Source organism: Phycobacter sedimenti, assembly GCF_038148855.1.
In the GTDB taxonomy this organism is placed as follows: domain Bacteria; phylum Pseudomonadota; class Alphaproteobacteria; order Rhodobacterales; family Rhodobacteraceae; genus Phycobacter; species Phycobacter sedimenti.
This window is the reverse complement of the sequence record NZ_JBBVGR010000009.1, coordinates 112,764-133,671: the sequence shown is the minus strand read 5'-3', so window position 1 is coordinate 133,671 and position 20,908 is coordinate 112,764. Positions and strand designations below refer to the sequence as shown.

General features: G+C 63.7%; 22 protein-coding genes. 20 read left to right on the top strand and 2 right to left on the bottom strand.

Annotated features, from left to right (window positions below; translation table 11 throughout):
• Positions 1-23 precede the first annotated feature (23 nt).
• The 20 genes from fabF (at position 24) to cysE (ending at position 18,094) form a co-directional block, all read left to right on the top strand.
• Positions 24-1,289, top strand: coding sequence for a beta-ketoacyl-ACP synthase II (fabF, locus tag AADA15_RS16380; RefSeq protein ID WP_341642635.1), 1,266 nt, complete (start codon positions 24-26; stop codon positions 1,287-1,289).
• Complete coding sequence (gene mltG, locus AADA15_RS16375; protein ID WP_341642634.1) at positions 1,290-2,444, top strand: endolytic transglycosylase MltG; 1,155 nt, start codon at positions 1,290-1,292, stop codon at positions 2,442-2,444.
• A 540-nt stretch (positions 2,445-2,984) separates the two neighbouring features.
• Entirely contained in the window at positions 2,985-4,376 is a 1,392-nt protein-coding gene (locus tag AADA15_RS16370) for a DNA-packaging protein (protein WP_341642725.1), read from the top strand.
• A gap of 122 nt (positions 4,377-4,498) precedes the next feature.
• Positions 4,499-5,704 carry a phage portal protein gene (locus AADA15_RS16365; protein WP_341642633.1) on the top strand — a complete coding sequence of 402 codons (1,206 nt, stop codon included), beginning with the start codon at positions 4,499-4,501 and terminating at the stop codon, positions 5,702-5,704.
• Positions 5,697-5,915, top strand: coding sequence for a GTA head formation protein, RCAP_rcc01685 family (locus AADA15_RS16360; protein ID WP_341642632.1), 219 nt, complete (start codon positions 5,697-5,699; stop codon positions 5,913-5,915). Before AADA15_RS16365 ends, AADA15_RS16360 begins: the two co-directional genes overlap by 8 nt.
• A gap of 33 nt (positions 5,916-5,948) precedes the next feature.
• Complete coding sequence (locus tag AADA15_RS16355; RefSeq protein WP_341642631.1) at positions 5,949-6,491, top strand: HK97 family phage prohead protease; 543 nt, start codon at positions 5,949-5,951, stop codon at positions 6,489-6,491.
• 24 nt (positions 6,492-6,515) lie between these two features.
• A complete protein-coding gene (locus AADA15_RS16350; protein ID WP_341642630.1) occupies positions 6,516-7,697 on the top strand; it encodes a phage major capsid protein in 1,182 nt (393 codons plus the stop codon).
• Positions 7,698-7,882: 185 nt separating this feature from the next.
• Positions 7,883-8,482 carry a head-tail connector protein gene (locus tag AADA15_RS16345; protein WP_341642629.1) on the top strand — a complete coding sequence of 200 codons (600 nt, stop codon included), beginning with the start codon at positions 7,883-7,885 and terminating at the stop codon, positions 8,480-8,482.
• Positions 8,479-8,829: a head-tail adaptor protein gene (locus tag AADA15_RS16340; protein WP_341642628.1), complete on the top strand. Its 351-nt coding sequence runs from the start codon at positions 8,479-8,481 to the stop codon at positions 8,827-8,829. Before AADA15_RS16345 ends, AADA15_RS16340 begins: the two co-directional genes overlap by 4 nt.
• Positions 8,826-9,233 (top strand): DUF3168 domain-containing protein, encoded by a 408-nt coding sequence (locus AADA15_RS16335; protein ID WP_341642627.1) that lies wholly within the window; start codon positions 8,826-8,828, stop codon positions 9,231-9,233. Before AADA15_RS16340 ends, AADA15_RS16335 begins: the two co-directional genes overlap by 4 nt.
• A gap of 56 nt (positions 9,234-9,289) precedes the next feature.
• Positions 9,290-9,703 (top strand): phage major tail protein, TP901-1 family, encoded by a 414-nt coding sequence (locus tag AADA15_RS16330; RefSeq protein ID WP_341642626.1) that lies wholly within the window; start codon positions 9,290-9,292, stop codon positions 9,701-9,703.
• Between the two features lie 3 nt (positions 9,704-9,706).
• The gene (locus AADA15_RS16325) at positions 9,707-10,030 is read left to right on the top strand and encodes a gene transfer agent family protein (RefSeq protein ID WP_341642625.1); all 324 of its coding nucleotides are present in this window, start codon (positions 9,707-9,709) and stop codon (positions 10,028-10,030) included.
• Entirely contained in the window at positions 10,027-10,242 is a 216-nt protein-coding gene (locus AADA15_RS16320; RefSeq protein ID WP_341642624.1) for a rcc01693 family protein, read from the top strand. The genes AADA15_RS16325 and AADA15_RS16320 overlap by 4 nt, the downstream gene beginning before the upstream one ends.
• Positions 10,229-10,885: an RcGTA-type gene transfer agent tail tape measure protein gene (locus AADA15_RS16315; RefSeq protein ID WP_341642623.1), complete on the top strand. Its 657-nt coding sequence runs from the start codon at positions 10,229-10,231 to the stop codon at positions 10,883-10,885. Before AADA15_RS16320 ends, AADA15_RS16315 begins: the two co-directional genes overlap by 14 nt.
• A 21-nt stretch (positions 10,886-10,906) precedes the next feature.
• Positions 10,907-11,539 carry a phage distal tail protein, Rcc01695 family gene (locus tag AADA15_RS16310; protein ID WP_341642622.1) on the top strand — a complete coding sequence of 211 codons (633 nt, stop codon included), beginning with the start codon at positions 10,907-10,909 and terminating at the stop codon, positions 11,537-11,539.
• Positions 11,539-12,426 (top strand): phage/gene transfer agent baseplate hub protein, encoded by an 888-nt coding sequence (locus AADA15_RS16305; RefSeq protein WP_341642621.1) that lies wholly within the window; start codon positions 11,539-11,541, stop codon positions 12,424-12,426. The genes AADA15_RS16310 and AADA15_RS16305 overlap by 1 nt, the downstream gene beginning before the upstream one ends.
• Complete coding sequence (locus AADA15_RS19310) at positions 12,423-12,935, top strand: C40 family peptidase (RefSeq protein ID WP_437343209.1); 513 nt, start codon at positions 12,423-12,425, stop codon at positions 12,933-12,935. The genes AADA15_RS16305 and AADA15_RS19310 overlap by 4 nt, the downstream gene beginning before the upstream one ends.
• Entirely contained in the window at positions 12,817-16,761 is a 3,945-nt protein-coding gene (locus AADA15_RS16295) for a baseplate multidomain protein megatron (RefSeq protein WP_437343214.1), read from the top strand. The genes AADA15_RS19310 and AADA15_RS16295 overlap by 119 nt, the downstream gene beginning before the upstream one ends.
• On the top strand, positions 16,758-17,084 hold the full coding sequence (locus AADA15_RS16290; protein WP_437343208.1) for a DUF7742 family protein: 327 nt from the start codon (positions 16,758-16,760) through the stop codon (positions 17,082-17,084). Before AADA15_RS16295 ends, AADA15_RS16290 begins: the two co-directional genes overlap by 4 nt.
• Before the next feature lie 200 nt (positions 17,085-17,284).
• The gene (cysE, locus tag AADA15_RS16285) at positions 17,285-18,094 is read left to right on the top strand and encodes a serine O-acetyltransferase (RefSeq protein WP_341642618.1); all 810 of its coding nucleotides are present in this window, start codon (positions 17,285-17,287) and stop codon (positions 18,092-18,094) included.
• An 87-nt stretch (positions 18,095-18,181) separates the two neighbouring features.
• Here the strand turns inward: cysE and AADA15_RS16280 are convergent, their stop codons facing one another.
• Positions 18,182-19,510: a pyruvate dehydrogenase complex dihydrolipoamide acetyltransferase gene (locus AADA15_RS16280; RefSeq protein WP_341642617.1), complete on the bottom strand. Its 1,329-nt coding sequence runs from the start codon at positions 19,508-19,510 to the stop codon at positions 18,182-18,184.
• A gap of 12 nt (positions 19,511-19,522) precedes the next feature.
• The gene (locus tag AADA15_RS16275; RefSeq protein ID WP_341642616.1) at positions 19,523-20,899 is read right to left on the bottom strand and encodes a pyruvate dehydrogenase complex E1 component subunit beta; all 1,377 of its coding nucleotides are present in this window, start codon (positions 20,897-20,899) and stop codon (positions 19,523-19,525) included.
• Positions 20,900-20,908: the final 9 nt, after the last annotated feature.

Here is a 20,908-nt window from a genome sequence, read left to right as displayed (position 1 = left end):
GCCGAGGCAGAGGAGAGCATGGAATGCGTCGAGTAGTTGTCACCGGACTTGGCCTGGTTACCCCTTTGGCCAGCGGGGTCGAAGAAACATGGTCGCGTCTGCTGGACGGGCAGTCCGGCGCCGGGCCGATCACCCTGTTCGACGCCGAGGCCAGCGGCGTTGCCACCACCTATGCCTGCGAAGTGCCGCGCGGCGATGGGTCCGATGGAACCTTCAACGCCGATGACTTTCTGGCGCCCAAGGAACAGCGCAAGGTGGATGACTTCATTCTCTATGGCCTTGCCGCAGCAGACATGGCGGTCAAGGATGCGGGCTGGACCCCCGAGGATGAGGAAAGCCTGCTGCGCACTGGCGTGATGATCGGCTCGGGCATTGGCGGGCTCAGCTCGATCGCCGACACCGCCGTCCTGATCAAGGAACGCGGTGTGCGCCGTGTCTCTCCCTTCTTCATTCCCGGCTCCCTGATCAACCTGGCCTCTGGTCAGGTGTCGATCCGCTACGGGTTCAAGGGACCGAACCATTCGGTTGTGACGGCATGCTCCACCGGTGCCCATGCCATTGGCGATGCCAGCCGGATCATCCGCGCAGGCGATGCAGACGTGATGGTCGCCGGGGGCGCCGAGGCGGCAATCTGTGAGATCGGCATCGCAGGCTTCAACGCCTGCAAGGCGCTCAGCACCAAATACGGCGATGATCCGAAGTCGGCGAGTCGGCCCTATGACCAGGACCGCGACGGTTTTGTCATGGGCGAGGGAGCCGGCGTTGTGATCCTTGAGGAATACGAACACGCCAAGGCCCGCGGCGCCAAGATCTATGCCGAGGTTCTGGGCTACGGCATGTCGGGCGACGCCTATCACATCACCGCACCGTCCGAGACCGGCGAAGGTGGTGAACGCTCCATGCGCGCGGCGCTGGCCAATGCCGGGCTGAAGCCGAGCGACGTCGATTACATCAACGCCCACGGCACCTCGACCATGGCCGACACCATCGAGTTGGGCGCGGTCGAGCGGATGCTGGGCGATCACGCGGGTAATGTCACCATGTCCTCGACCAAATCCTCCACCGGGCACCTGTTGGGCGCGGCCGGTGCAATCGAGGCGATCTTCTCGATCCTGGCAATCCGCGATCAGGTGGCGCCGCCGACCATCAACCTGGACAACCCTGCCGTTGAAAGCACGGTCGACCTGGCCCCCAACGCCAAGCGCGAGCGCAAGATCGACGTGGCCCTGTCCAACTCCTTTGGTTTTGGCGGCACCAACGCCTCCGTGGTTTTCGGAAAGCCCAAGTAAATGTGGCGCGCCCTTGCCTCCAACATGCTGACGGTCCTCATCGTGGCGCTGTTCCTTCTGGGGGGCGTCGTCATGTGGGGCAAGTCGCAATATACCGCCGAAGGCCCGCTGGAGCAGGCGATCTGTCTGCGCGTGCAAAGCGGGTCGAACATGACCCGCGTCTCGCGCGATCTTGAAGGTCAGGGCGCGATCATCTCTGGTGCGCTTTTCCGCATCGGTGTGAAATATGACGAAAAGGCTGCCCTGCTGAAGGCCGGCAGCTATCTGGTGCAGCCCGGCGCTTCGATGGAAGAAATCGTCGAGCAGATCACCCGTGGCGGCGCCAGCACATGCGGTACCGAAATCGTCTACCGCATTGGTGTGACGCGGGTTCTGGCAGAGGTGCGCGAGCTGGACCCCACCAGCAATCGCTTTGTGGAGCGGGCCGAGTTCAACCCGGCCGAGGATGAAGCCCCGGCAGAATACCTGGAGAAGAAGGCCGAAGCCGACACCCGCTTCCGCATCGCTCTGGCCGAAGGCGTCACAAGCTGGCAGGTGACCGAGTCGCTCAAGGCCATGGATATCCTTGAAGGCGAAACCGGCCCGCGTCCACCCGAGGGTATGCTTGCTCCGGACAGCTACGAGGTCAGCCTTGGCGACCAGCGCGCCGAAATTCTGGCCGAGATGCAGGACCGCCAGATCGAGCGGATCAATGACGCCTGGGAGGCGCGCTCGCCCGATGCGGCGGTGGAAACCCCCGAAGAGATGCTCATCCTCGCGTCGATTATCGAAAAAGAAACCGGCGTTGCCGAAGAGCGCGGGCAAGTCGCGAGCGTTTTCACCAACCGACTGAAGCGGGGCATGCGTCTGCAGACCGACCCGACCGTCATCTACGGTGTCACCAAAGGTGAGGGTGTATTGGGGCGCGGCCTGCGTCAGAGCGAGCTGCGCGGCGTCACGCCGTGGAATACCTACGTGATCGAGGGGCTTCCCCCGACGCCGATCGCCAACCCCGGCCTTGCCAGTCTGATAGCGGCGGTGAATCCGGACCGGACGGATTACCTGTTCTTTGTGGCAGATGGCACGGGCGGTCACGCCTTTGCCGAAACGTTGGCTGAGCACAACCGCAACGTCGCAAAATGGCGCCAGATCGAAGCTGAAAGAAACAACAACTAAACTCTCCGCGGGCACGGTTATTACGTGAGATTTGGTCAGAAGGGCGCCGCGGCGCCCTTTTTGTTGTTGGTGCAAAAGAAGAAAACCCCTGAACAGTCGGTAACGCTGGATATCAGTAGGGAAATCCTAACGGCGCCTTGTGCAGGAGTGCGCCAGTCGCGTCGGTTGGCTTGACCCGTGAGGGAAAATACCGTATAAGTTGTATTGCAGTTGGAAGGAAACTTGGCGGCCCCGATCATGTTCGGTGGTCGCTTGTTTTTTCTCTCATCCGGGGCGCTTCCGAATGAGGTCCATCATTTCCATGACAGATTATCGTGACAGATCCTGAGGCCGTGGATCCGCATCATCCAACCGGTGACTTGCTGCGCTCGCTGCGGGCCTCGATCCTGAGGCTGCGTCAAAAGGCCGAACAGTTGCGGGAACGACTGGAGGAGATGGGTCCAGATGCCCTGGACGAGGGGGAACAGCGACAGGTCGCCAAACTCGACAGCCTGATCCGGGATTGCCAAAAGGTGGAGAAGACGCTTGCAGAACAAACGCATGGCGCAGCAGCCCAAGACAGCGGACTGGACCTCAATTCGGCAAGGGTTGAAATCAGCTGCCGCCTGGCTCGCCTCCGGTCCGCCAGCGCTGGAGGAAAGGCTTCTGAAAGGCCTGAGTGATGATGCTTTGCGGGCACTTCCCTATCTTTTCGAAGTCTGGGCGCATCCGCACCAGCTTCCGCCGGGTGGGGACTGGCGGACCTGGGTGATCCTGGGCGGACGGGGTGCGGGCAAGACACGGGCGGGGGCCGAATGGCTGCGGGCACATGTTGAAGGCGCAACACCGCTTGCAGCGGGCCGGGCCGAACGGGTGGCGCTGGTTGGAGAAACCTACGATCAGGTGCGCGACGTCATGATCCTGGGCGACAGCGGGCTGCTTGCCTGCGCGCCGCCGGACCGGCGGCCAATGTGGAAGGCCAGCGAGCGCAAGCTGATATGGGCCAACGGGGCGATGGCACAGGCCTTCTCTGCAAGCGACCCCGAAGCTTTGCGAGGGCCTCAGTTCGATGCGGCCTGGGCGGATGAGCTGGCCAAGTGGAAAAAGGGCCAGGACTGCTGGGATATGCTGCAGTTTGCGCTTCGGCTCGGGCAGCTCCCGCAGGCCTGTGTGACGACGACCCCACGCAATGTGGCCCTGTTGCGCAGGGTTCTGGCGCTGCCATCCACGGTCCAGACCCATGCGGCAACCGAAGCGAACCGGGCCAATCTGGCCCCCTCCTTCATCGCGGACGTGCGCGCACGTTACGCCGGATCACGCCTGGGGCGGCAGGAACTGGATGGAGAACTGCTCGAGGATGTGCAGGGGGCGCTGTGGACGGCGGCGCAGCTTGAAAAGCTGCGCAAAGAGGCGCATCCGCCTCTCAGCCGGGTTGTGGTTGCGGTGGATCCGGCGGTGAGCGCCGGAAAATCCTCGGACGCGTGTGGCATCGTGGTGGCCGGGGCCATCACCGATGGCCCGCCGCAAGACTGGCGTGCCTTTGTGCTGGCGGATTGCACGGTGCAGGGGGCACAGCCTCTGGCCTGGGCGCGGGCAGCGATCGCCGCGCGGGATGAGTATGGCGGCGACCGTCTGGTGGCCGAGGTCAACCAAGGCGGTGCCCTGGTGGAAAACGTCCTGCGGCAAGTGGACCCGATGGTGCCCTTTCGTGCCCTGCATGCCGCTCGGGGAAAGGGGGCACGGGCCGAACCGGTGGCGGCGCTTTATGAACAGGGGCGTGTTTCCCATCTGCACGGGCTGGGAGAGCTTGAGGACCAGATGTGTCAGATGACGGCGCGCGGCTTTCAGGGGCAGGGCTCTCCCGACCGCTTGGATGCCCTTGTCTGGGCTCTGCACGAGCTGATGATCCGGCCTGCCGCAGATCTGCGGGTCCCGCGGGCGCGGATGCTCTGACGGCGCTGCGGCGGGTGTTGCAACTGCGCCGGGCGCGCGGATGGGCCGATTTTCATTTCTGGATGTCACAACTGTCTCCAGCAAAGGGCGCATCCGCGTCGATCAGGAATGAGGAGTGCAGCATGGTCTTTGACCGCCTGCGGCGCAAGACGCGGCCGATTGGACAGCCGCCACAACAGCCGGATGAACGCAAAGCAAGTGCAGCCGCGCGGGTCGTGAACTGGCATGGCCTCGGCAGCACGACCTGGAGCGCACGCGATACCGTCTCTCTGACGCGCAACGGTTTTGCCGGCAACCCGGTCGGGTTTCGTGCCGTAAAGCTGATCGCCGAGGCGGCAGCGGCCTTGCCCCTGATCCTGCAGGACAGCGCGCAGCGTTATGAAACCCATCCGCTCCTGACCCTGCTGGCCCGCCCGAACCCGGCTCAGTCGCGGTCTGACCTGATGGAGGCGCTGGTTGGTCATCTTCTGCTGTCAGGCAATGCCTACGTCGAGGCCGTGGCAACAGAGGAGGGCCTGCCGAGCGAACTGCATGTGCTGCGCCCGGACCGGATGAGCGTGGTGCCGGGCGCCGATGGCTGGCCGGTTGCCTATGACTATGCGGTGTCCGGGCGCAAACATCGATTTGCCGCTGCAGGTGGCCGACGTGTGATCTGCCATATCCGCAGCTTTCATCCGCAGGACGACCACTACGGGTTCGCGCCGATTCAGGCGGCCGCCACGGCGGTAGATGTGCACAATGCGGCCTCACGCTGGTCAAAGGCGCTGCTCGACAATGCCGCGCGTCCGTCTGGCGCGCTGGTGTGGTCTGGCAGTGACGGCCAGGGGATGATGTCTGATGATCAATTCCGCCGTCTAAGTGACGAAATAGAAAGCAACTTTCAGGGAGCGCGAAACGCCGGACGGCCGATGGTTCTGGAAGGAGGGCTGGATTGGAAACCGATGGGGTTTTCGCCATCGGACATGGAATTTCAAAAGACGAAAGAGGCCGCCGCACGGGAAATCGCCCTGGCCTTTGGGGTGCCGCCCATGCTTCTTGGCCTGCCAGGGGATGCGGCCTACGCCAATTATCAGGAAGCGAACCGCGCCTTCTATCGTCTGACGGTGCTGCCGTTGGTGTCTCGCGTGGCGGCTGTTCTGTCGGACTGGCTGTCAGGTTTCACTGGCGAGGCGCTGGAGTTGCGCGCAGATGTCGATCAGGTTTCGGCTCTGTCCTCTGAGCGTGAGGCGCAGTGGCGACGGGTCTCGCAGGCAGATTTCCTCAGCACGGATGAAAAGCGTCGGCTGCTCGGTCTTCCGCCCCTGCAGGTGAGCGATGACAATGCCTGAGATGCCTCTCCCTCCTTTCGATTGCTCTCCGGGCCTGCGCCTGTCGGCCCATGAACGGGTCACGGAGATCCAAAACCAGGCAATGAACCGGCGGCTGGAACGGATCGAACAGATGATCGAGCGGCTGGAAAAACGGCTTTGGCTCACGGTCTATGGCGTCGCAGCCGTGATCCTGGCGCAGGCGTTCCAGTCCTTTCTGGTTTCGCAATAGTTTGAAATATCAGGTGTATATAAGGAATTTCTCATGCAGGCGCAGTTAGAGCTTGAGCAAAAATTCGCAGGCAGTGATACCGCGCTGCGACTGGAAGGGGATAACGTCATTCAAGGCTATGCCAGTCTGTTCGGTGAGATTGACCAGGGCGGCGATATCGTGATGCCCGGGGCCTATGTGGCGTCGCTCCGCGCGCTTGCGGCCAGGGACTGCAAGGTCAAGATGCTGTGGCAGCACGATCCCGGTCAGCCCATCGGGGTCTGGGAGGAGGTGCGAGAGGATGCGCGCGGCCTCTGGGTGAAAGGGCGGGTTCTGACCGAAACACGACGCGGAGCGGAGGCGGTTTCGCTGATTGCGGCGGGGGCGCTGGATGGGCTGTCGATCGGCTATCGCACGGTGAAGGCCGCGCGCCATGAGGGGGGCGGGCGAAAGCTGACCGAGCTGGACCTGTGGGAAGTGTCACTGGTGACCTTTCCCATGCTGGCGGCAGCGCGGGTTGCCGCGAAATCGACCTCCGAGACGGAAACCGTGTTGCGCGCCCTTGCGGCCGAACTGCGCGGCGCGCGGGATGCGTAGGACCTCAAGGAAACAGGACAACAAATGAGCAAACAGGAAATCCCGGCCCTGGCCGGAGATGCGGTGCCGCTGGTGCAGGAAGTCCGTCAGGCCGTTTCCGGCTTTGTCAAAGACTTCAGGGGGTTCCAGGGTGAAGTGCAGGCGAAACTGAAACAGACGGAAGAGCGAATGACCATGCTGGATCGAAAAACTCAGGTGGCGGCGCGCCCCCATCTTGCCGCAAGCGAGGAGATCGGCGCCCCCCATCAAAAGGCATTTGGCGCCTACCTGCGCTCGGGCGATGAAGGGGCGTTGAGGGGCCTTGAGCTGGATGCAAAATCCCTGTCGGGATCGGTCAACAGCGATGGTGGCTACCTCGTGGATCCGCAAACCGCCGATACCGTGAAATCAGTGCTCCAGTCGACGGCGTCGATCCGGGCCGTGGCCTTGGTGGTGAACGTGGAGGCGACCTCTTATGACGTGCTGATCGATCATACCGATGTGGGCGCAGGCTGGGCGAGCGAGACCGACCCCAGAGGCGAAACCGGGACACCGTCGATTGACCGCATCACCATCCCTCTGCACGAGCTGAGCGCGCTTCCGAAGGCCTCGCAGCGGCTCCTGGACGACAGCGCCTTTGACATCGAAGGTTGGCTTGCGGGCCGGATAGCCGACAAATTTTCCCGGGCCGAGGCCGCGGCGTTCCTGACCGGCGATGGGGTGGACAAGCCCACCGGTATTCTGACCCATCCGACGGTGGACAACGACGTCTGGTCCTGGGGCAGTCTCGGCTATGTCGCGACAGGGGGCGATGGGGATATTGGCACGGGTGATGCCATCATCGATCTGGTCTATGCGCTGGGGGCGCAGTATCGCGCCGGTGCGTCCTTCGTGATGAACTCCAAAACGGCAGGCGTGATCCGCAAGCTGAAAGACGCCGATGGCCGTTTCCTGTGGTCCGATGGTCTGGCGGCCGGTGAGCCCGCGCGGCTGATGGGCTATCCGGTGCTGGTGGCCGAGGACATGCCGGATATCGCGACGGACAGTTTTTCCGTGGCCTTCGGCGACTTTGCTGCCGGCTACACGATTGCCGAACGGCCCGATCTGCGGGTACTGCGCGACCCCTTCAGCGCCAAACCGCACGTGCTGTTCTATGCCACCAAACGTATCGGCGGCGATGTCAGCGATTTTGCCGCCATCAAACTGCTGAAATTCGGCCTGAGCTAACCGCTTGGAACCGATGACGGGGCCGGCAGCCCGGACCCGTCGGCGGGCGCATGTCACTTACTCTTTGTCGTCCAGCTGCTCCCCCTCCGTCCGAGCGGCAGAGAGGATGTGCGCCCGCTGCAATGATCAAACCTGGGGGACACCGGCCCAGGGCCGGATTGTGCGGGGAACTGCGGAGAGATGAGATGATTTTGACCGAAGTGGCACAGGTGCCGGACAGCGCTTTGCCGCTGGAGGCCTTCAAGGCGCATCTGCGACTGGGCACCGGCTTTGGCGAAGAAAGCCTTCAGGACGGCGTGCTGAGCGGCTTTCTGCGGGCGGCGATTTCGGCCATTGAGGCGCGCACCGGCAAGGCGCTGATCCAGCGGACGTTCGAATGGGTGTTGCCCCGCTGGCGCGATCCGGGGGCGGCCACTGTGCCGGTTGCGCCGGTTCTGGCGATTTCGTCGGTGGTGATGGTGGATGCCGTCGGCAGCGAACGCGTGCTTGATCCCGCGCTCTATTACCTGGAGCAGGATACCCATCACCCGAAACTGCGCCCCGTGCACGGTTATCTGCCGCTCGTGGCCGAAGGTGGCACGGCAAAGATCACCTTTGAGGCCGGTCTGGGCGCCACCTGGGGCGATCTGCCGGCCGATCTGGCTCAGTCTGTCCTGATGCTGGCGGCGCATTACTACGAGTACCGCGCGGACACGGGGCTGCACGGCGGCTGCATGCCCTTTGGTGTCACCAGCCTGATCCAGCGGTACCGTGCCCCGCGCCTGTCGTTGCGGGCGGTTCAATGAGCGTTTCTGTGCCCGCGCCGCAGCTGGCCCGTCGGCTTGTGCTGGAAGACCCGCAGCGGCTTCCCGATGGGGCTGGGGGCTATGTGGAAAGCTGGGCGGCGCTTGGAACGCTTTGGGCCGAGGTGAGCGCCCTGAGCGGGCGCAGTGCCGATCAGCAGGGTGGCAGTCTCTCGCTGCAGCGCTACCGGATCACGGTTCGGGCGTCGCCGGTCGGCGCCGTGTCGCGGCCGCGCCCCGACCAGCGGTTTCGCGATGGAACGCGGCTGTTTCGCATCGATGCGGTGAGCGAGGCGGACGCGCGCGGACGCTACCTGACCTGTTTCGCGGTTGAGGAGGTGGGCGCATGAGCTATGCCCTATCAGAGGCGCTTCAATCTGCGGTCTATCAGCATCTTGCGGCGGACCCGGGGCTGACGGCGTTGATCGGCAGCGACCTGTTCGATGCGCTGCCTTCGGGTGCCCTGCCTCAGACCTATGTGGCCCTTGGCCCCGAAGAGGTGGAGGACCGCTCGGATGTCTCCGGCGCAGGCGCGCGGCATCGTTTTACGGTCAGCGTCTTTTCTGACACCGCCGGGTTTTCGGCGGCGAAAGCCGTGGCAGCGGCAGTCTGCGATGCGCTGATCAATGCGCCACTGACCCTGTCGCGCGGCCGACTTGTCGGCTTGTGGTTTGAACGCGCCGCAGCCGAGCGTCTGGCGGATGGCGGGCGCAGCATCATCCTGCGCTTTGCGGCGCGGGTCGAAGACGGCTGAGCGCGCCAAGCCAGAGGCGCAACCCCCTGTAAACAGATAGAAAGTGGAGTGACCCCATGGGTGCACAGAATGGCAAGGATCTGCTGATCAAGGTCGACATGACCGGGGATGGTCAGTTCGAAACCATCGCGGGGCTGAGGGCCACGCGCATCAGTTTCAATGCCGAAAGTGTCGATGTGACCAGCCTCGAAAGCCAGGGCGGCTGGCGTGAGCTGCTTTCTGGTGCGGGGGTGCGCTCAGCCAATATCTCCGGCTCGGGCGTGTTCCGCGATGAGGGCACGGATGAGCGCGCGCGGCAGTTGTTCTTTGACGGGATCACCCCGGACTTTCAGGTGGTTGTGCCTGATTTCGGCATCATCAAAGGTCCCTTTCAGGTAACGGCTCTGGAATATGCCGGTACACACAATGGCGAGGCCACGTACGAGCTGTCGCTGGCCAGTGCCGGCGCGCTGACGTTCACGGCGGTCTGAGCCATGGTCAACCCCTTTGCAGGCGAGGTCGAGATCGTCATCGATGGGCGCGCCTATGCGCTGAAACTGACCCTTGGCGCGCTGGCCAGCCTGGAACAGAGCTTGGGTGAAGGTTCCCTCGTGGATCTTGTGAAGCGGTTCGAAGAGGGTCGGTTCTCGGCCCGCGATATCCTGGCGCTGATCGCGGCGGGGCTTGAGGGTGGCGGGCATGATCTGCGCGCTGAGGATCTGGGAAAAGCCGAGATTGCCGGTGGTCCGATGGGTGCCGCGCGGATCGCAGCCCAGCTTTTGGCGCGCAGCTTTGCACTCCCTGAGGCCCGGACATGAGCGGCTTTGACTGGCCTGCGCTGATGCGGCTTGGCCTGACCGGGCTGCGCCTGACTCCGGATGCGTTCTGGCGTCTGACCCCGGCAGAATTGCGCCTGATGCTGGGGCACGAAGGGGGCAGGGCGGCGATGGACCGGGCCGGACTTCAGGATTTGATGTCAGCCTTCCCGGATGGGCCAAAGAGCGAGGAGCATGCCGATGGCGGAAACTGAAATCGCAGAGCTTGAGCTGCGCAGCGAAGCCTTGGGGGATGCCCTGGGCGATGCCGCGGGCATGGCGGCAAGTTTCGATACCGAGTTGCGCCGGGTGCGCGATGCCTTTGCGGCGACGGGCAAGGATGTGCAGACGCTGGAACGCGGCATGTCGCGCGGCCTGCGACGCGCCTTCGAAGGGGTGGTCTTTGACGGCAAGAGCCTGTCTGACGCGCTGGATACCGTTGCGCGCTCGATGATCCGCACCACCTACAACGCCGCCATTCGCCCAGTCACCGATCATGTCGGCGGCCTCCTGGCCTCGGGTGTGGGCAACCTCGTGAGCGGGCTTTTGCCCTTTGCCGATGGCGCGGCGTTTTCCGAAGGGCGCGTGATGCCCTTTGCCCGTGGCGGCGTCGTGAGCGGCGCCACCCTGTTCCCGATGCGCGGGGGAATGGGGTTGATGGGGGAAGCCGGTCCTGAGGCAATCCTGCCCCTGCGCCGCGCTGCCGATGGCTCGCTGGGCGTGACCAGCGCCGGAGGGCGTCCAACCCAGGTGGTGATGAATATTACGACGCCCGATGTGCAGGGCTTTCAGCGCAGCCAGGGCCAGATCGCCGCGCGCCTGTCCCGCGCTTTGACGCGCGGCAACCGCAACCGCTGAACAACTCGGGGAGATTTTGCGATGAGCTTCCATGAAATCCGGTTTCCGGCCTCGCTCAGCTTTGGGTCTGTCGGAGGTCCCCAGCGACGTACAGATATCGTGACGCTGGCCAATGGTCACGAGGAACGCAACACGCCCTGGGCGCATTCGCGCAGGCGCTATGATGCGGGGCTGGGCCTGCGGTCTCTTGACGATGTGGAGGTGCTGATCGCCTTCTTTGAGGCGCGTCAGGGGCAGATGTATGGGTTTCGCTGGAAGGACTGGTCCGATTTCAAATCCGCCCGCGCCACCGCCGATGTGGATTACCGGGATGAGGTGATCGGCCTGGGCGACGGGGTGACGAGCGCTTTTCAACTGGCCAAAACCTATCGCTCGGGTGAGACAACCTACCTGCGGCCCATCGCCAAACCCGTGGCCGACACCGTGCGGGTCGGGATCGAGCAGGAGGAATTGCGCGAGAGTGTTGACTATGAGCTTGATGCGACCTCGGGGCTGATCACGCTTGCCTACCCGCCCGAGGCGGGCCTTCAGGTGGTGGCCGGTTTTGAATTCGACGTCCCGGTGCGCTTTGATACCGATCAGATCCAGACCAGCGTGGCCTCGTTCAGGGCCGGGGATGTGCCAGCCGTGCCGATCGTCGAGGTGCGTGTCTGATGGCGGGACCTTCGCAGGCGTTTCTGGATCACGTTGCCACGGGCCTGACCACCCTGTGCCGGGCCTGGGCCTTGACGCGGCGGGACAGCGAGGTCTTTGGATTCACCGATCACGACCGGGATCTTGCGTTTGACGACATATCGTTCAAGGCGGGCAGCGGTCTGACCGCACGCGCCCTTCAACAGGCGACGGGGCTGTCGGTTGACAATACCGAGGCGCTTGGAGCGCTGTCGGATGCTGCGATCCGGGAAGATGAGATCGAGGCGGGCCGTTTTGATGGAGCCGATGTGCGCTGCTGGCTGGTCAATTGGCAGGACGTCTCGGTGCGGTGGTTGCAGTTTCGCGGCTCCATCGGCGAGTTGCGGCGCGCAGGCGGTGCCTTCGAGGCCGAGCTGCGCGGCCTCAGCGAGGGATTGAACCGACCGCTGGGGCGGATCTACCAGAAACCCTGCACTGCCGTTCTGGGCGATGCGCACTGCGGCTTTGACCTCGGCGCCCCCGGCTATGCCGTGCAGCGTGGGGTAGAGCGCAGCGAAGAGGGCCGTGTGTTCTTCTGGCACGATCTGGCGGGGTTTGAACCGGAATGGTTCACGCGCGGCCGCCTGACCGTGCTGGGTGGAGCGGCCAAGGGGCTTTGGAGCGCGATAAAGCAGGACCGCATCGCGGGGCAGGTGCGCCGGATCGAGCTGTGGGAACCCTTGCGCACGCCCGTTGCTCCGGGGGATCTGGTCCGGCTTGAGGCGGGCTGCGACAAGCGGATGGAGACCTGCCGTCTGAAGTTCAACAACCTGCTGAACTACCAGGGGTTCCCCGATATCCCGGGCGAGGACTGGGTGATGTCGGTGCCGAAATCAAGCGGCGCCAATACCGGCGGCAGCCGCAGATGAGCGGCGCCAGGATCGCCGAAACTGCGCGAGGCTGGCTGGGGACGCCTTATGTGCATCAGGCCAGTCGGCGCGGCGCAGGATGTGATTGTCTGGGGCTTGTGCGCGGGATCTGGCGCGAACTGGAGGGGGCGGAACCGGCCGCTCTGCCGGCTTACACGATGGACTGGTCCGAGCCTCAGGGCGAGGAACGCCTGTTGGAGGCTGCCCGGACGCATCTCAGTCCGAAGCCGCTGCAGGACGCAGCCCTTGGGGATGTGCTGCTCTTTCGGATGCGGGCGGGATCCGTGGCAAAACATCTTGGCATCCAGTCCTGGCTCGGCTCGGGACATGAAGGCGGCGGAGTACCGCCGCGCGATTTGCATTCCCGCAAGAGGGTCTCTGATGGCAACTATTCTTCTTTCGGCGGCAGGTGCCGCAATCGGTGGCGCGGTTGGCGGCAGCGTGGCGGGCTTGTCTTCTGTTGTGATCGGGCGCGCCATCGGGGCCACATTGGGCCGCGCCATAGATGAGCGCCTGTTTGGGGCCGGATCTGACCCGGTCGAGACTGGAAAGGTCAATCAGTTCCGCCTGACCCAGGCCAGCGAAGGCGAGCCCATCGCACAGGTCTTTGGCCGCACCCGTGTCGGCGGACAGGTGATCTGGTCCACGCAGTTTCTGGAAAGCAGTCAAACAACTGGGGGCGGCGGGAAAGGTGCCCCGCGCCAGCCCACGGTGACCCGCTACAGCTATTCGGTCTCGCTTGCGATTGCCTTGTGCGAGGGTGAGATTACTTCGGTCGCCCGCGTCTGGGCCGATGGGGAAGAAGTCTCGCCGCTGGATCTCAATATGACGGTCTATCGGGGTACGCCCGATCAGGCGCCCGATCCGCTGATGGAGGCGGTTGAGGGTGCGGGGCGGGTGCCGGCCTATCGCGGCACCGCCTATGTGGTGATGGAGAACATCCAGCTTGAGGGTTTTGGCAACCGGGTGCCGCAGTTTTCATTCGAGGTGATCCGGGGCGAACAGCCCGGTCGCCCGGAGTATGCCGATGATCCGGGGCAGCTGTTGCGCGGTGTCGCGCTGATGCCGGGGACCGGGGAGTATGCCCTTGCGGCCAGCCCGGTGAACTATTCCGGCGGACCCGGCGATATGCGCGCGGCCAATACGCACACGCCTTCGGGGCAGACGGACCTTCTGTCCGCTCTGGAGGCGCTGGAACAGGAACTCCCCGCCTGCGATGCGGCCTCCTTGATCGTGTCCTGGTTCGGGGATGACCTGCGGTGCGGGGACTGCCAAATCAAACCGAAGGTAGAGCAGAAGCGTGCCGATGGGGTGGGCATGCCCTGGCGCGTGTCAGGTCTGACGCGGGCAACCGCGGAGGAGGTGTTGAAGGATAGTGAAGCCTCTCCGGTTTATGGTGGCACCCCTGCGGATGCGGCTGTGATCGAAGCGATCCAGACCATGCGCGAACAGGGGCGGCGGGTGATGTTCTACCCGTTCATCCTGATGGATCAGGCCGAAGGCAACGGACTGCCGGATCCCTGGAGCGACAGCGCCGATCAGCCGCATCTTCCTTGGCGCGGGCGGATCACCCTGTCGATTGCCCCCGGCCGAAACGGATCCCCGGACCAGAGTGCCGCTGCCGATGCCGAAGTGGCCGCTTTCATGGGGCAGGCGCGGGTTGCGGACTTCTCGGTCTCACATGGCGCCGTCACCTACAAAGGACCCGAGGAATGGGGGCTGAGGCGGTTCATCCTGCACAACGCCGCCCTTTGCGCGGCAGCGGGCGGTGTTGAGGCCTTTTGCATCAGCTCAGAAATGCGTGCCCTCACGCAGATCCGCGGCGCCAGCGGATTTCCGGCGGTTGCGGCCTTGCGGGATCTGGCGGCTGATGTGCGCCAGATCCTTGGGCCAGAGGTCAAGATCGGCTATGCGGCGGATTGGTCGGAATACTGGGGGTATAGCAGCCCGGAAGGTAACCGCTATTTCCACCTTGATCCGCTGTGGGCGGATCCACAGATCGATTTCGTCGGGATCGATAACTACATGCCGCTGTCCGACTGGCGCCAGAACGAGGATCACTTGGACGCTGTGGCGGGTGTACCCGCGATCTATGACCTTGAGTATCTGCGCGGCAACATCGAAGGCGGTGAGGGCTACGACTGGTACTATCATTCCCCCGATGCGGAAGACGCACAGATCCGTACTCCCATCACCGATGGCAGCCATAATGAACCCTGGATCTGGCGCTACAAGGATATCCGCAACTGGTGGGCAAACACACATCACGAGCGGATCGGCGGGGTCCGTCAGCCTTACCCAACAGATTGGCAGCCGCAGAGCAAGCCGATCTGGTTCACCGAACTGGGTTGCGCGGCCATTGACCGGGGAACCAACCAGCCGAACAAGTTCCTGGACCCCAAAAGCTCGGAATCCAGACTGCCGAAATATTCGAACGGGCAGCGCGACGATCTGATCCAGCGGCACTACCTGCGGGCGATGCTTGGCTATTGGAGCGATCCCGTCAACAACCCTGTCTCGCCCGAGTATGAGGCGCCCATGGTGGATATGGCCAACGCCTATGTCTGGGCCTGGGATGTGCGTCCTTTTCCGGCTTTTCCCAATGATGTGGAGATCTGGAGCGATGGTGCAAACTACCTGCGCGGCCACTGGCTCAATGGGCGGATCGGTCAGCGCAGCCTTGCGTCGGTGGTGCACGAACTGTGCGCCCGATCGGGCCTGACGGACATCGATACCAGTACCCTTTATGGGCTGGTCCACGGCTATTCGCTGGATAGCACGCAAGAGGCGCGTGCCGCCTTGCAGCCCCTGATGCTGCGGCACGGGTTTGATGCCATCGAACAGGACGGTCTTTTGCGGTTCCGCGAGCGCACGGGAGGCAAAGCGCAAAACCTGGCACTGGAAACCCTGGTCGATAGCGGCGAGGTCGAGGGCGGACTGTCCCATGTGCGTTCGGGAGAGGCAGAACTGGCTGGCCGTTTCCGTCTGCGTTTCTCTGAATGGGGCGCAGGCTATGATATGGCTTCGGTAGAGGCGATCCTGCCGGATGAGGCGAGCCACGCAGTGAGCCAGAATGATCTGGCGCTGGTGCTCACGCGCGCCGAGGCCCGTCAGACTGCGGATCGCTGGCTGATTGAAGCCCGCATTGCGCGGGACACCGCCCGCTTTGTGCTGCCGCCGTCCCGGCTGGGGCTTGGCGTGGGCGATGTCGTTGCATTGCCCGTCGCAGATCCTTCGGGGCCGGAAAACGAGCGCGGGAAGTCCCCCCGCGCGCTGTTCCGGCTGGACCGGATCGAGATGGCAGAGGCGCAGGTGGTAGAGGCGGTCCGGATCGATCCCGGCGTCTATGAACCGGCTGACGTCCCTGACGACCTGCCCGGAGTGAACGCCTTTGTGGCGCCAACGCCGGTGCTGCCGCTGTTCATGGACCTGCCCCTTCTGACCGGAGAGGAGGTGCCGCATGCACCCCATCTTGCGGTAAGCGCCGCCGCCTGGCCAGGAACCGTCGCCGTCTATGGCGCGCAGGCGGATGAAGGCTATGTTCTGGAAGAGATCATCGCCGCGCGATCTGTGGTCGGCGTCACGGAAACACCGCTTCCTGCGGGTCCGGTTGGGCGCTGGGATCTTGGGGGCGATCTGCAGGTTCGGCTTGTTCACGGCAGTCTGGAGGGGCGTGATCCTTTGGCGGTTCTCAGTGGTGCCAATGCGATGGCCATCGGCGATGGCAGCAATGGCAACTGGGAGATCTTTCAGTTCCGGGAGGCTGAGCTGGTCGCAACCGGCACATATCTGTTGCGTGGGCGCCTGCGTGGGCAGCTGGGAAGTGACGGGCTGATGCCGGAGGTCTGGCCTGCGGGCTCTTATGTCGTTCTGCTGGATGGAACGCCGCGGCAACTGGATCTGCCGCTCGACCAGCGCCGGATTGCGCGCCACTACCGGATCGGACCCGCCCGGCGCGGATATGAGGATCCAAGCTACACGCACCGCATCGAAGCCTTTGATGGCAACGGCTTGCGCCCCTATGCGCCGGTCCACCTGCGTCTGGGCGGCGCGCTGGGCGAGGATACGCAGGTCAGCTGGATCCGCCGCACCCGGATCGAAGGGGACAGCTGGGATCTGCCGGATGTGCCTCTGGGCGAGGCGCGGGAGCAGTACAGGGTCCGTATCCTGCGCGGTCAGACCCTCTTGCGCGAAGATATCACAACCCAAAGCGCCTGGGCTTACGATATGGCAATGCAAGCGGCCGACGCTGTCATGCCCGGGGATATCTTCGAAGTCGCGCAACTGTCCGATCGTTTTGGCGCAGGCATTGCGGCGCGGGTCGTTTTAGCATGAGGCGGCCCATTCTGCCGGGGGATGTCGCGACAGTGGCCCGCGCTGTTCTTGCGGCACCTTGCGGTCGGAGAGGCACCGTGCTGACGGCCATTTTCGAGGGTGCACAAGCCGCTCTGGAGCGGGACGGCGGGGCGGGCAGCTTGCATCCGGAATGGGGAAATGGCGCGCTTGAAGCTGCCGCGCGTCGCTTTGCACTTGCGGATGAGCCAACGCTTGATCACACGGACTATCTGCGTTGCACGATCATGGTGCTGCTGGAGATGGAGCGGCGGCTCGTCCTGGCGGGCGGGGACGGCTTCCCGGACGATCCTCCAAAGCCCTGAGCGCTGGAACTCCCGCCCGGTGGCAGCAGCCCTGAAACAGGGCTTCCCACCCGTTGGGCCCGGCGCCGCGCTGCCGCGCGGCGCTTGTGGCACGCCCGGGAAACCTGTCATCAAGGCTCGAAATATCTTACTTCACGAATTTGCGTTTGGTCATTTCTGCGTTAGGTACATATCCTGAGGGCAGCAAAGGATGTATCGCCATGATCAAGACCCGCAAAGCCGTGACACCTCTGGACCCTGTATGGGACCGTATTGCGTCCGAAGCGCAGGAGGCGGTTGACAAACAGCCTCTCATGGGCGGCTTGATCCATGCCTGCATCCTGCATCACCCAACAATCGAAAAGGCACTGTCCTATCGGATCGCGGCCAAGCTCTGTTCGAACGAAATGTCGATGGTCATCCTGCGGGAGATCGTCGAGGCCGCCTATGAGGCCGATCCGGCACTGGTCGCCGCCGCGCGCGCCGATCTCATGGCTGTCTACGAGCGCGACCCGGCCTGCCACCGTCTGTTGCAGCCGATCCTCTATTTCAAGGGATATCAGGCGGTTCAGGCCTATCGTGTGGCGCATTGGCTGTGGACCCAAGGCGATTACGATCTGTCTTACTTCTTCCAGATGCGCATTTCCGAGATCTTTGGCGTGGATATCCATCCGGCAGCGCGCATCGGGCAGGGCATCATGATCGACCACGCGCATTCCATCGTCATCGGCGAAACGGCGGTGGTTGGGGACAATGTTTCCATGCTGCATTCCGTCACCCTTGGCGGCACCGGCAAGGAAGAGGAAGACCGCCACCCCAAGATCGAAGACGGGGTGCTGATCGGAGCCGGGGCCAAGGTTCTGGGGAATATCCGGATCGGTCATTGCAGCCGTATCGCGGCAGGTTCGGTCGTGCTGGAAGATGTGCCCCCCTGCAAGACGGTTGCAGGCGTGCCCGCGCGGATCGTCGGAGAGGCCGGTTGCGCCCAACCCGCCGTCAGCATGAACCAGGTGCTGCGCCGCGAGAGTTGAGCGGCAGAGCACAACAGATCAAAGAAAAGGCGGTCCCCAAACCGGAGACCGCCTTTTTTTCGTCTTGTGGCTTTGGTCGGGACAGCCTTAAGCCAGCATGACCATGGGGTTTTCCAGGTTTTCGACGATCGCCGCCAAGAGGTTGGCGCCAAGGGCGCCGTCGATGACCCGGTGATCCACCGACATGGTGACGCTCATGACAGTTGCGACCTTCAGCTCGCCATCGGCGCCGACGACGGGCTTCTTGCTGCCCGCCCCGACCGCGAGGATACCGGAGTGCGGCGGGTTCACGATGGCGTCGAAATTGTCGATCCCGAACATGCCAAGGTTGGAGATGGCAAATGCACCACCCTGGTACTCATGGGGGGCAAGCTTGCGATCACGGGCGCGGGCGGCGAGGTCTTTCATCTCGGTCGAAAGCGCGGACAGCGACTTCATATCCGCATCCTGCAAGACCGGCGTGAACAGCCCGCCTTCGATGGCAACGGCGACCGCGACATCCGAGGCTTTCATCTGCAGCACCCGGTCGCCTGCCCAGACGGCGTTGGCCTCGGGAACTGATTGCAGGGCAAGCGCCACGGCCTTGATGATGAAGTCATTCACCGACAGCTTTACGCCGCGCCCCTCAAGCTGTTTGTTGAGCTGGCTGCGGAAGGCCAGAAGCGCGTCAAGCTGGATGTCCCGGCGCAGGTAGAAATGCGGGATGGTTTGCTTGGCCTCGGACAGGCGCGCGGCGATGGTCTTGCGCATACCGTCGAGCTTGACCTCCTCGTAAGCACGGCCTTCGTACATCTTGGCCACCATATCGGCAGACGGGCCGGTTGCCGGAGCAGGGGCCGCTGCGGCGGGGGCAGCGCTTGCAGCCGGGGCGGCCGCGGCTTTCGGCGCTGCGGTGGCGTTCTCCACATCGGCTTTGATGATCCGCCCGCGGGGGCCGGAGCCGGTGATTGCGGCCAGATCAAGCCCTTTGTCCGCCGCGATGCGGCGCGCCAGCGGAGAGGCAAAGATGCGGTTGCCATCTGCGGCCACAGGCGCGGCTGGGGCAGGGGAGGCAGGGGCTGCGCTCGACGCAGGAGCCTCCTTGGGGCCGCCATTGTCGTTGCCGACGCCGTTTGCCGGTGCAGACGCCTCCGGTTTCGGGGCAGGCTCTGCGGCCACATCATCGGCGCTCTCGCCATCGGCCAAGAGCACGGCAATGGGGCTGTTGACCTTTACCCCTTCGGTGCCTTCGGCCACCAGGATCTTGGCGATGACGCCTTCATCTACGGCTTCGAACTCCATGGTGGCCTTGTCGGTTTCGATCTCGGCCAGAAGATCACCGGAGGAGACGGTGTCCCCCTCCTTGACCAGCCATTTGGCCAGGGTGCCTTCCTCCATCGTCGGAGAGAGGGCGGGCATCAGGATTTCAGTGGGCATCGCTGTCTCTCCTTACCGGTAGGTCACTTGTTTCACCGCCGCGATCACCTCGTCGGTGGTGACCAGCGCGTGTTTTTCGAGGTTCGCGGCATAGGGCATGGGCACATCCTTGCCGGTGCAGGTGACCACAGGCGCATCGAGATAGTCGAACGCCTGCTGCATCACTTCGGAGGCGATGTAGCTGCCGACCGAGCCCTGCGGCCAGCCTTCTTCAACCGTCACAAGCCGGTTGGTCTTCATCACCGATTTGATCACCGTGGGCAGGTCCATCGGGCGCAGGGTGCGCAGGTCGATGACCTCGACCGAGATCCCCTCTTCGGCCAGCTTGTCCGCCGCTTCCAAAGCGTAGGTCATGCCGATCCCGAAGGAGACGATGGTGACATCGCGGCCTTCCCGCCAGATGCGGGCCTTGCCGAAGGGCACGGTGTAGTCGTCCACATCCGGCACATCGAAGGAGCGGCCATAAAGGATCTCGTTCTCAAGGAAAATCACCGGGTTGGGGTCGCGAATCGCCGATTTCAGCAGGCCCTTGGCGTCAGAGGCCGAGTAGGGCATCGCCACCTTGAGGCCGGGGATCTGCATGTACCATGCGGCATAATCCTGGCTGTGCTGGGCGCCGACACGGGCGGCCGCGCCATTCGGGCCGCGGAAGACAATGGGACAGCCCATCTGACCACCAGACATATAGAGTGTCTTGGCAGCCGAGTTGATGATCTGGTCAATCGCCTGCATGGCAAAGTTGAAGGTCATGAACTCCACGATCGGATGAAGGCCGCCAAAGGCAGACCCCACCGCGATCCCGGCAAAGCCGTGCTCGGTGATCGGGGTGTCAATCACGCGCTTGGCGCCGAATTCATCCAGCAGGCCTTGGGAGATCTTGTAGGCGCCCTGGTATTCGGCGACTTCCTCGCCCATCAGGTAGACTTCTTCGGTCCTGTGCATCTCTTCGGCCATGGCATCGCGCAGCGCTTCGCGCACGGTCTGCTGCTTGAGCGCGGTGCCTTCGGGCCAATCGGGTGTTTCATCCACTTCGGGAGCGTCTTGGGGCGCGGCAGCAGCGGCGGCCGGAGCGGGCGCCGCAGGTGCCTCTGCGGTCGGCGCTTCCTTGACTGCGGGCGCAGCGGCTGCGACATCATCGGCGCTTTCGCCCTCGGCCAGTAGGACGGCGATGGCGGTGTTGACCTTCACGCCGTCAGTGCCTTCGGCGATCAGGATTTTGCCGATCACGCCTTCGTCCACGGCCTCGAACTCCATCGTGGCCTTGTCGGTTTCGATCTCGGCGAGGATATCGCCGGAGTTCACGGTATCGCCTTCCTTGACCAGCCATTTGGCCAGGGTGCCTTCCTCCATGGTCGGCGACAGGGCGGGCATCAGAATTTCAGTTGCCATGATCTTGGG

Coding starts and splice junctions, on each gene's coding strand:
- fabF (WP_341642635.1), top strand. CDS start 24: ATGCGTCGAGTAGTTGTCACCGGACTTGGCCTGGTTACCCCTTTGGCC.
- mltG (WP_341642634.1), top strand. CDS start 1,290: ATGTGGCGCGCCCTTGCCTCCAACATGCTGACGGTCCTCATCGTGGCG.
- AADA15_RS16370 (WP_341642725.1), top strand. CDS start 2,985: ATGGCGCAGCAGCCCAAGACAGCGGACTGGACCTCAATTCGGCAAGGG.
- AADA15_RS16365 (WP_341642633.1), top strand. CDS start 4,499: ATGGTCTTTGACCGCCTGCGGCGCAAGACGCGGCCGATTGGACAGCCG.
- AADA15_RS16360 (WP_341642632.1), top strand. CDS start 5,697: ATGCCTGAGATGCCTCTCCCTCCTTTCGATTGCTCTCCGGGCCTGCGC.
- AADA15_RS16355 (WP_341642631.1), top strand. CDS start 5,949: ATGCAGGCGCAGTTAGAGCTTGAGCAAAAATTCGCAGGCAGTGATACC.
- AADA15_RS16350 (WP_341642630.1), top strand. CDS start 6,516: ATGAGCAAACAGGAAATCCCGGCCCTGGCCGGAGATGCGGTGCCGCTG.
- AADA15_RS16345 (WP_341642629.1), top strand. CDS start 7,883: ATGATTTTGACCGAAGTGGCACAGGTGCCGGACAGCGCTTTGCCGCTG.
- AADA15_RS16340 (WP_341642628.1), top strand. CDS start 8,479: ATGAGCGTTTCTGTGCCCGCGCCGCAGCTGGCCCGTCGGCTTGTGCTG.
- AADA15_RS16335 (WP_341642627.1), top strand. CDS start 8,826: ATGAGCTATGCCCTATCAGAGGCGCTTCAATCTGCGGTCTATCAGCAT.
- AADA15_RS16330 (WP_341642626.1), top strand. CDS start 9,290: ATGGGTGCACAGAATGGCAAGGATCTGCTGATCAAGGTCGACATGACC.
- AADA15_RS16325 (WP_341642625.1), top strand. CDS start 9,707: ATGGTCAACCCCTTTGCAGGCGAGGTCGAGATCGTCATCGATGGGCGC.
- AADA15_RS16320 (WP_341642624.1), top strand. CDS start 10,027: ATGAGCGGCTTTGACTGGCCTGCGCTGATGCGGCTTGGCCTGACCGGG.
- AADA15_RS16315 (WP_341642623.1), top strand. CDS start 10,229: ATGGCGGAAACTGAAATCGCAGAGCTTGAGCTGCGCAGCGAAGCCTTG.
- AADA15_RS16310 (WP_341642622.1), top strand. CDS start 10,907: ATGAGCTTCCATGAAATCCGGTTTCCGGCCTCGCTCAGCTTTGGGTCT.
- AADA15_RS16305 (WP_341642621.1), top strand. CDS start 11,539: ATGGCGGGACCTTCGCAGGCGTTTCTGGATCACGTTGCCACGGGCCTG.
- AADA15_RS19310 (WP_437343209.1), top strand. CDS start 12,423: ATGAGCGGCGCCAGGATCGCCGAAACTGCGCGAGGCTGGCTGGGGACG.
- AADA15_RS16290 (WP_437343208.1), top strand. CDS start 16,758: ATGAGGCGGCCCATTCTGCCGGGGGATGTCGCGACAGTGGCCCGCGCT.
- cysE (WP_341642618.1), top strand. CDS start 17,285: ATGATCAAGACCCGCAAAGCCGTGACACCTCTGGACCCTGTATGGGAC.
- AADA15_RS16280 (WP_341642617.1), bottom strand. CDS start 19,510: ATGCCCACTGAAATCCTGATGCCCGCCCTCTCTCCGACGATGGAGGAA.
- AADA15_RS16275 (WP_341642616.1), bottom strand. CDS start 20,899: ATGGCAACTGAAATTCTGATGCCCGCCCTGTCGCCGACCATGGAGGAA.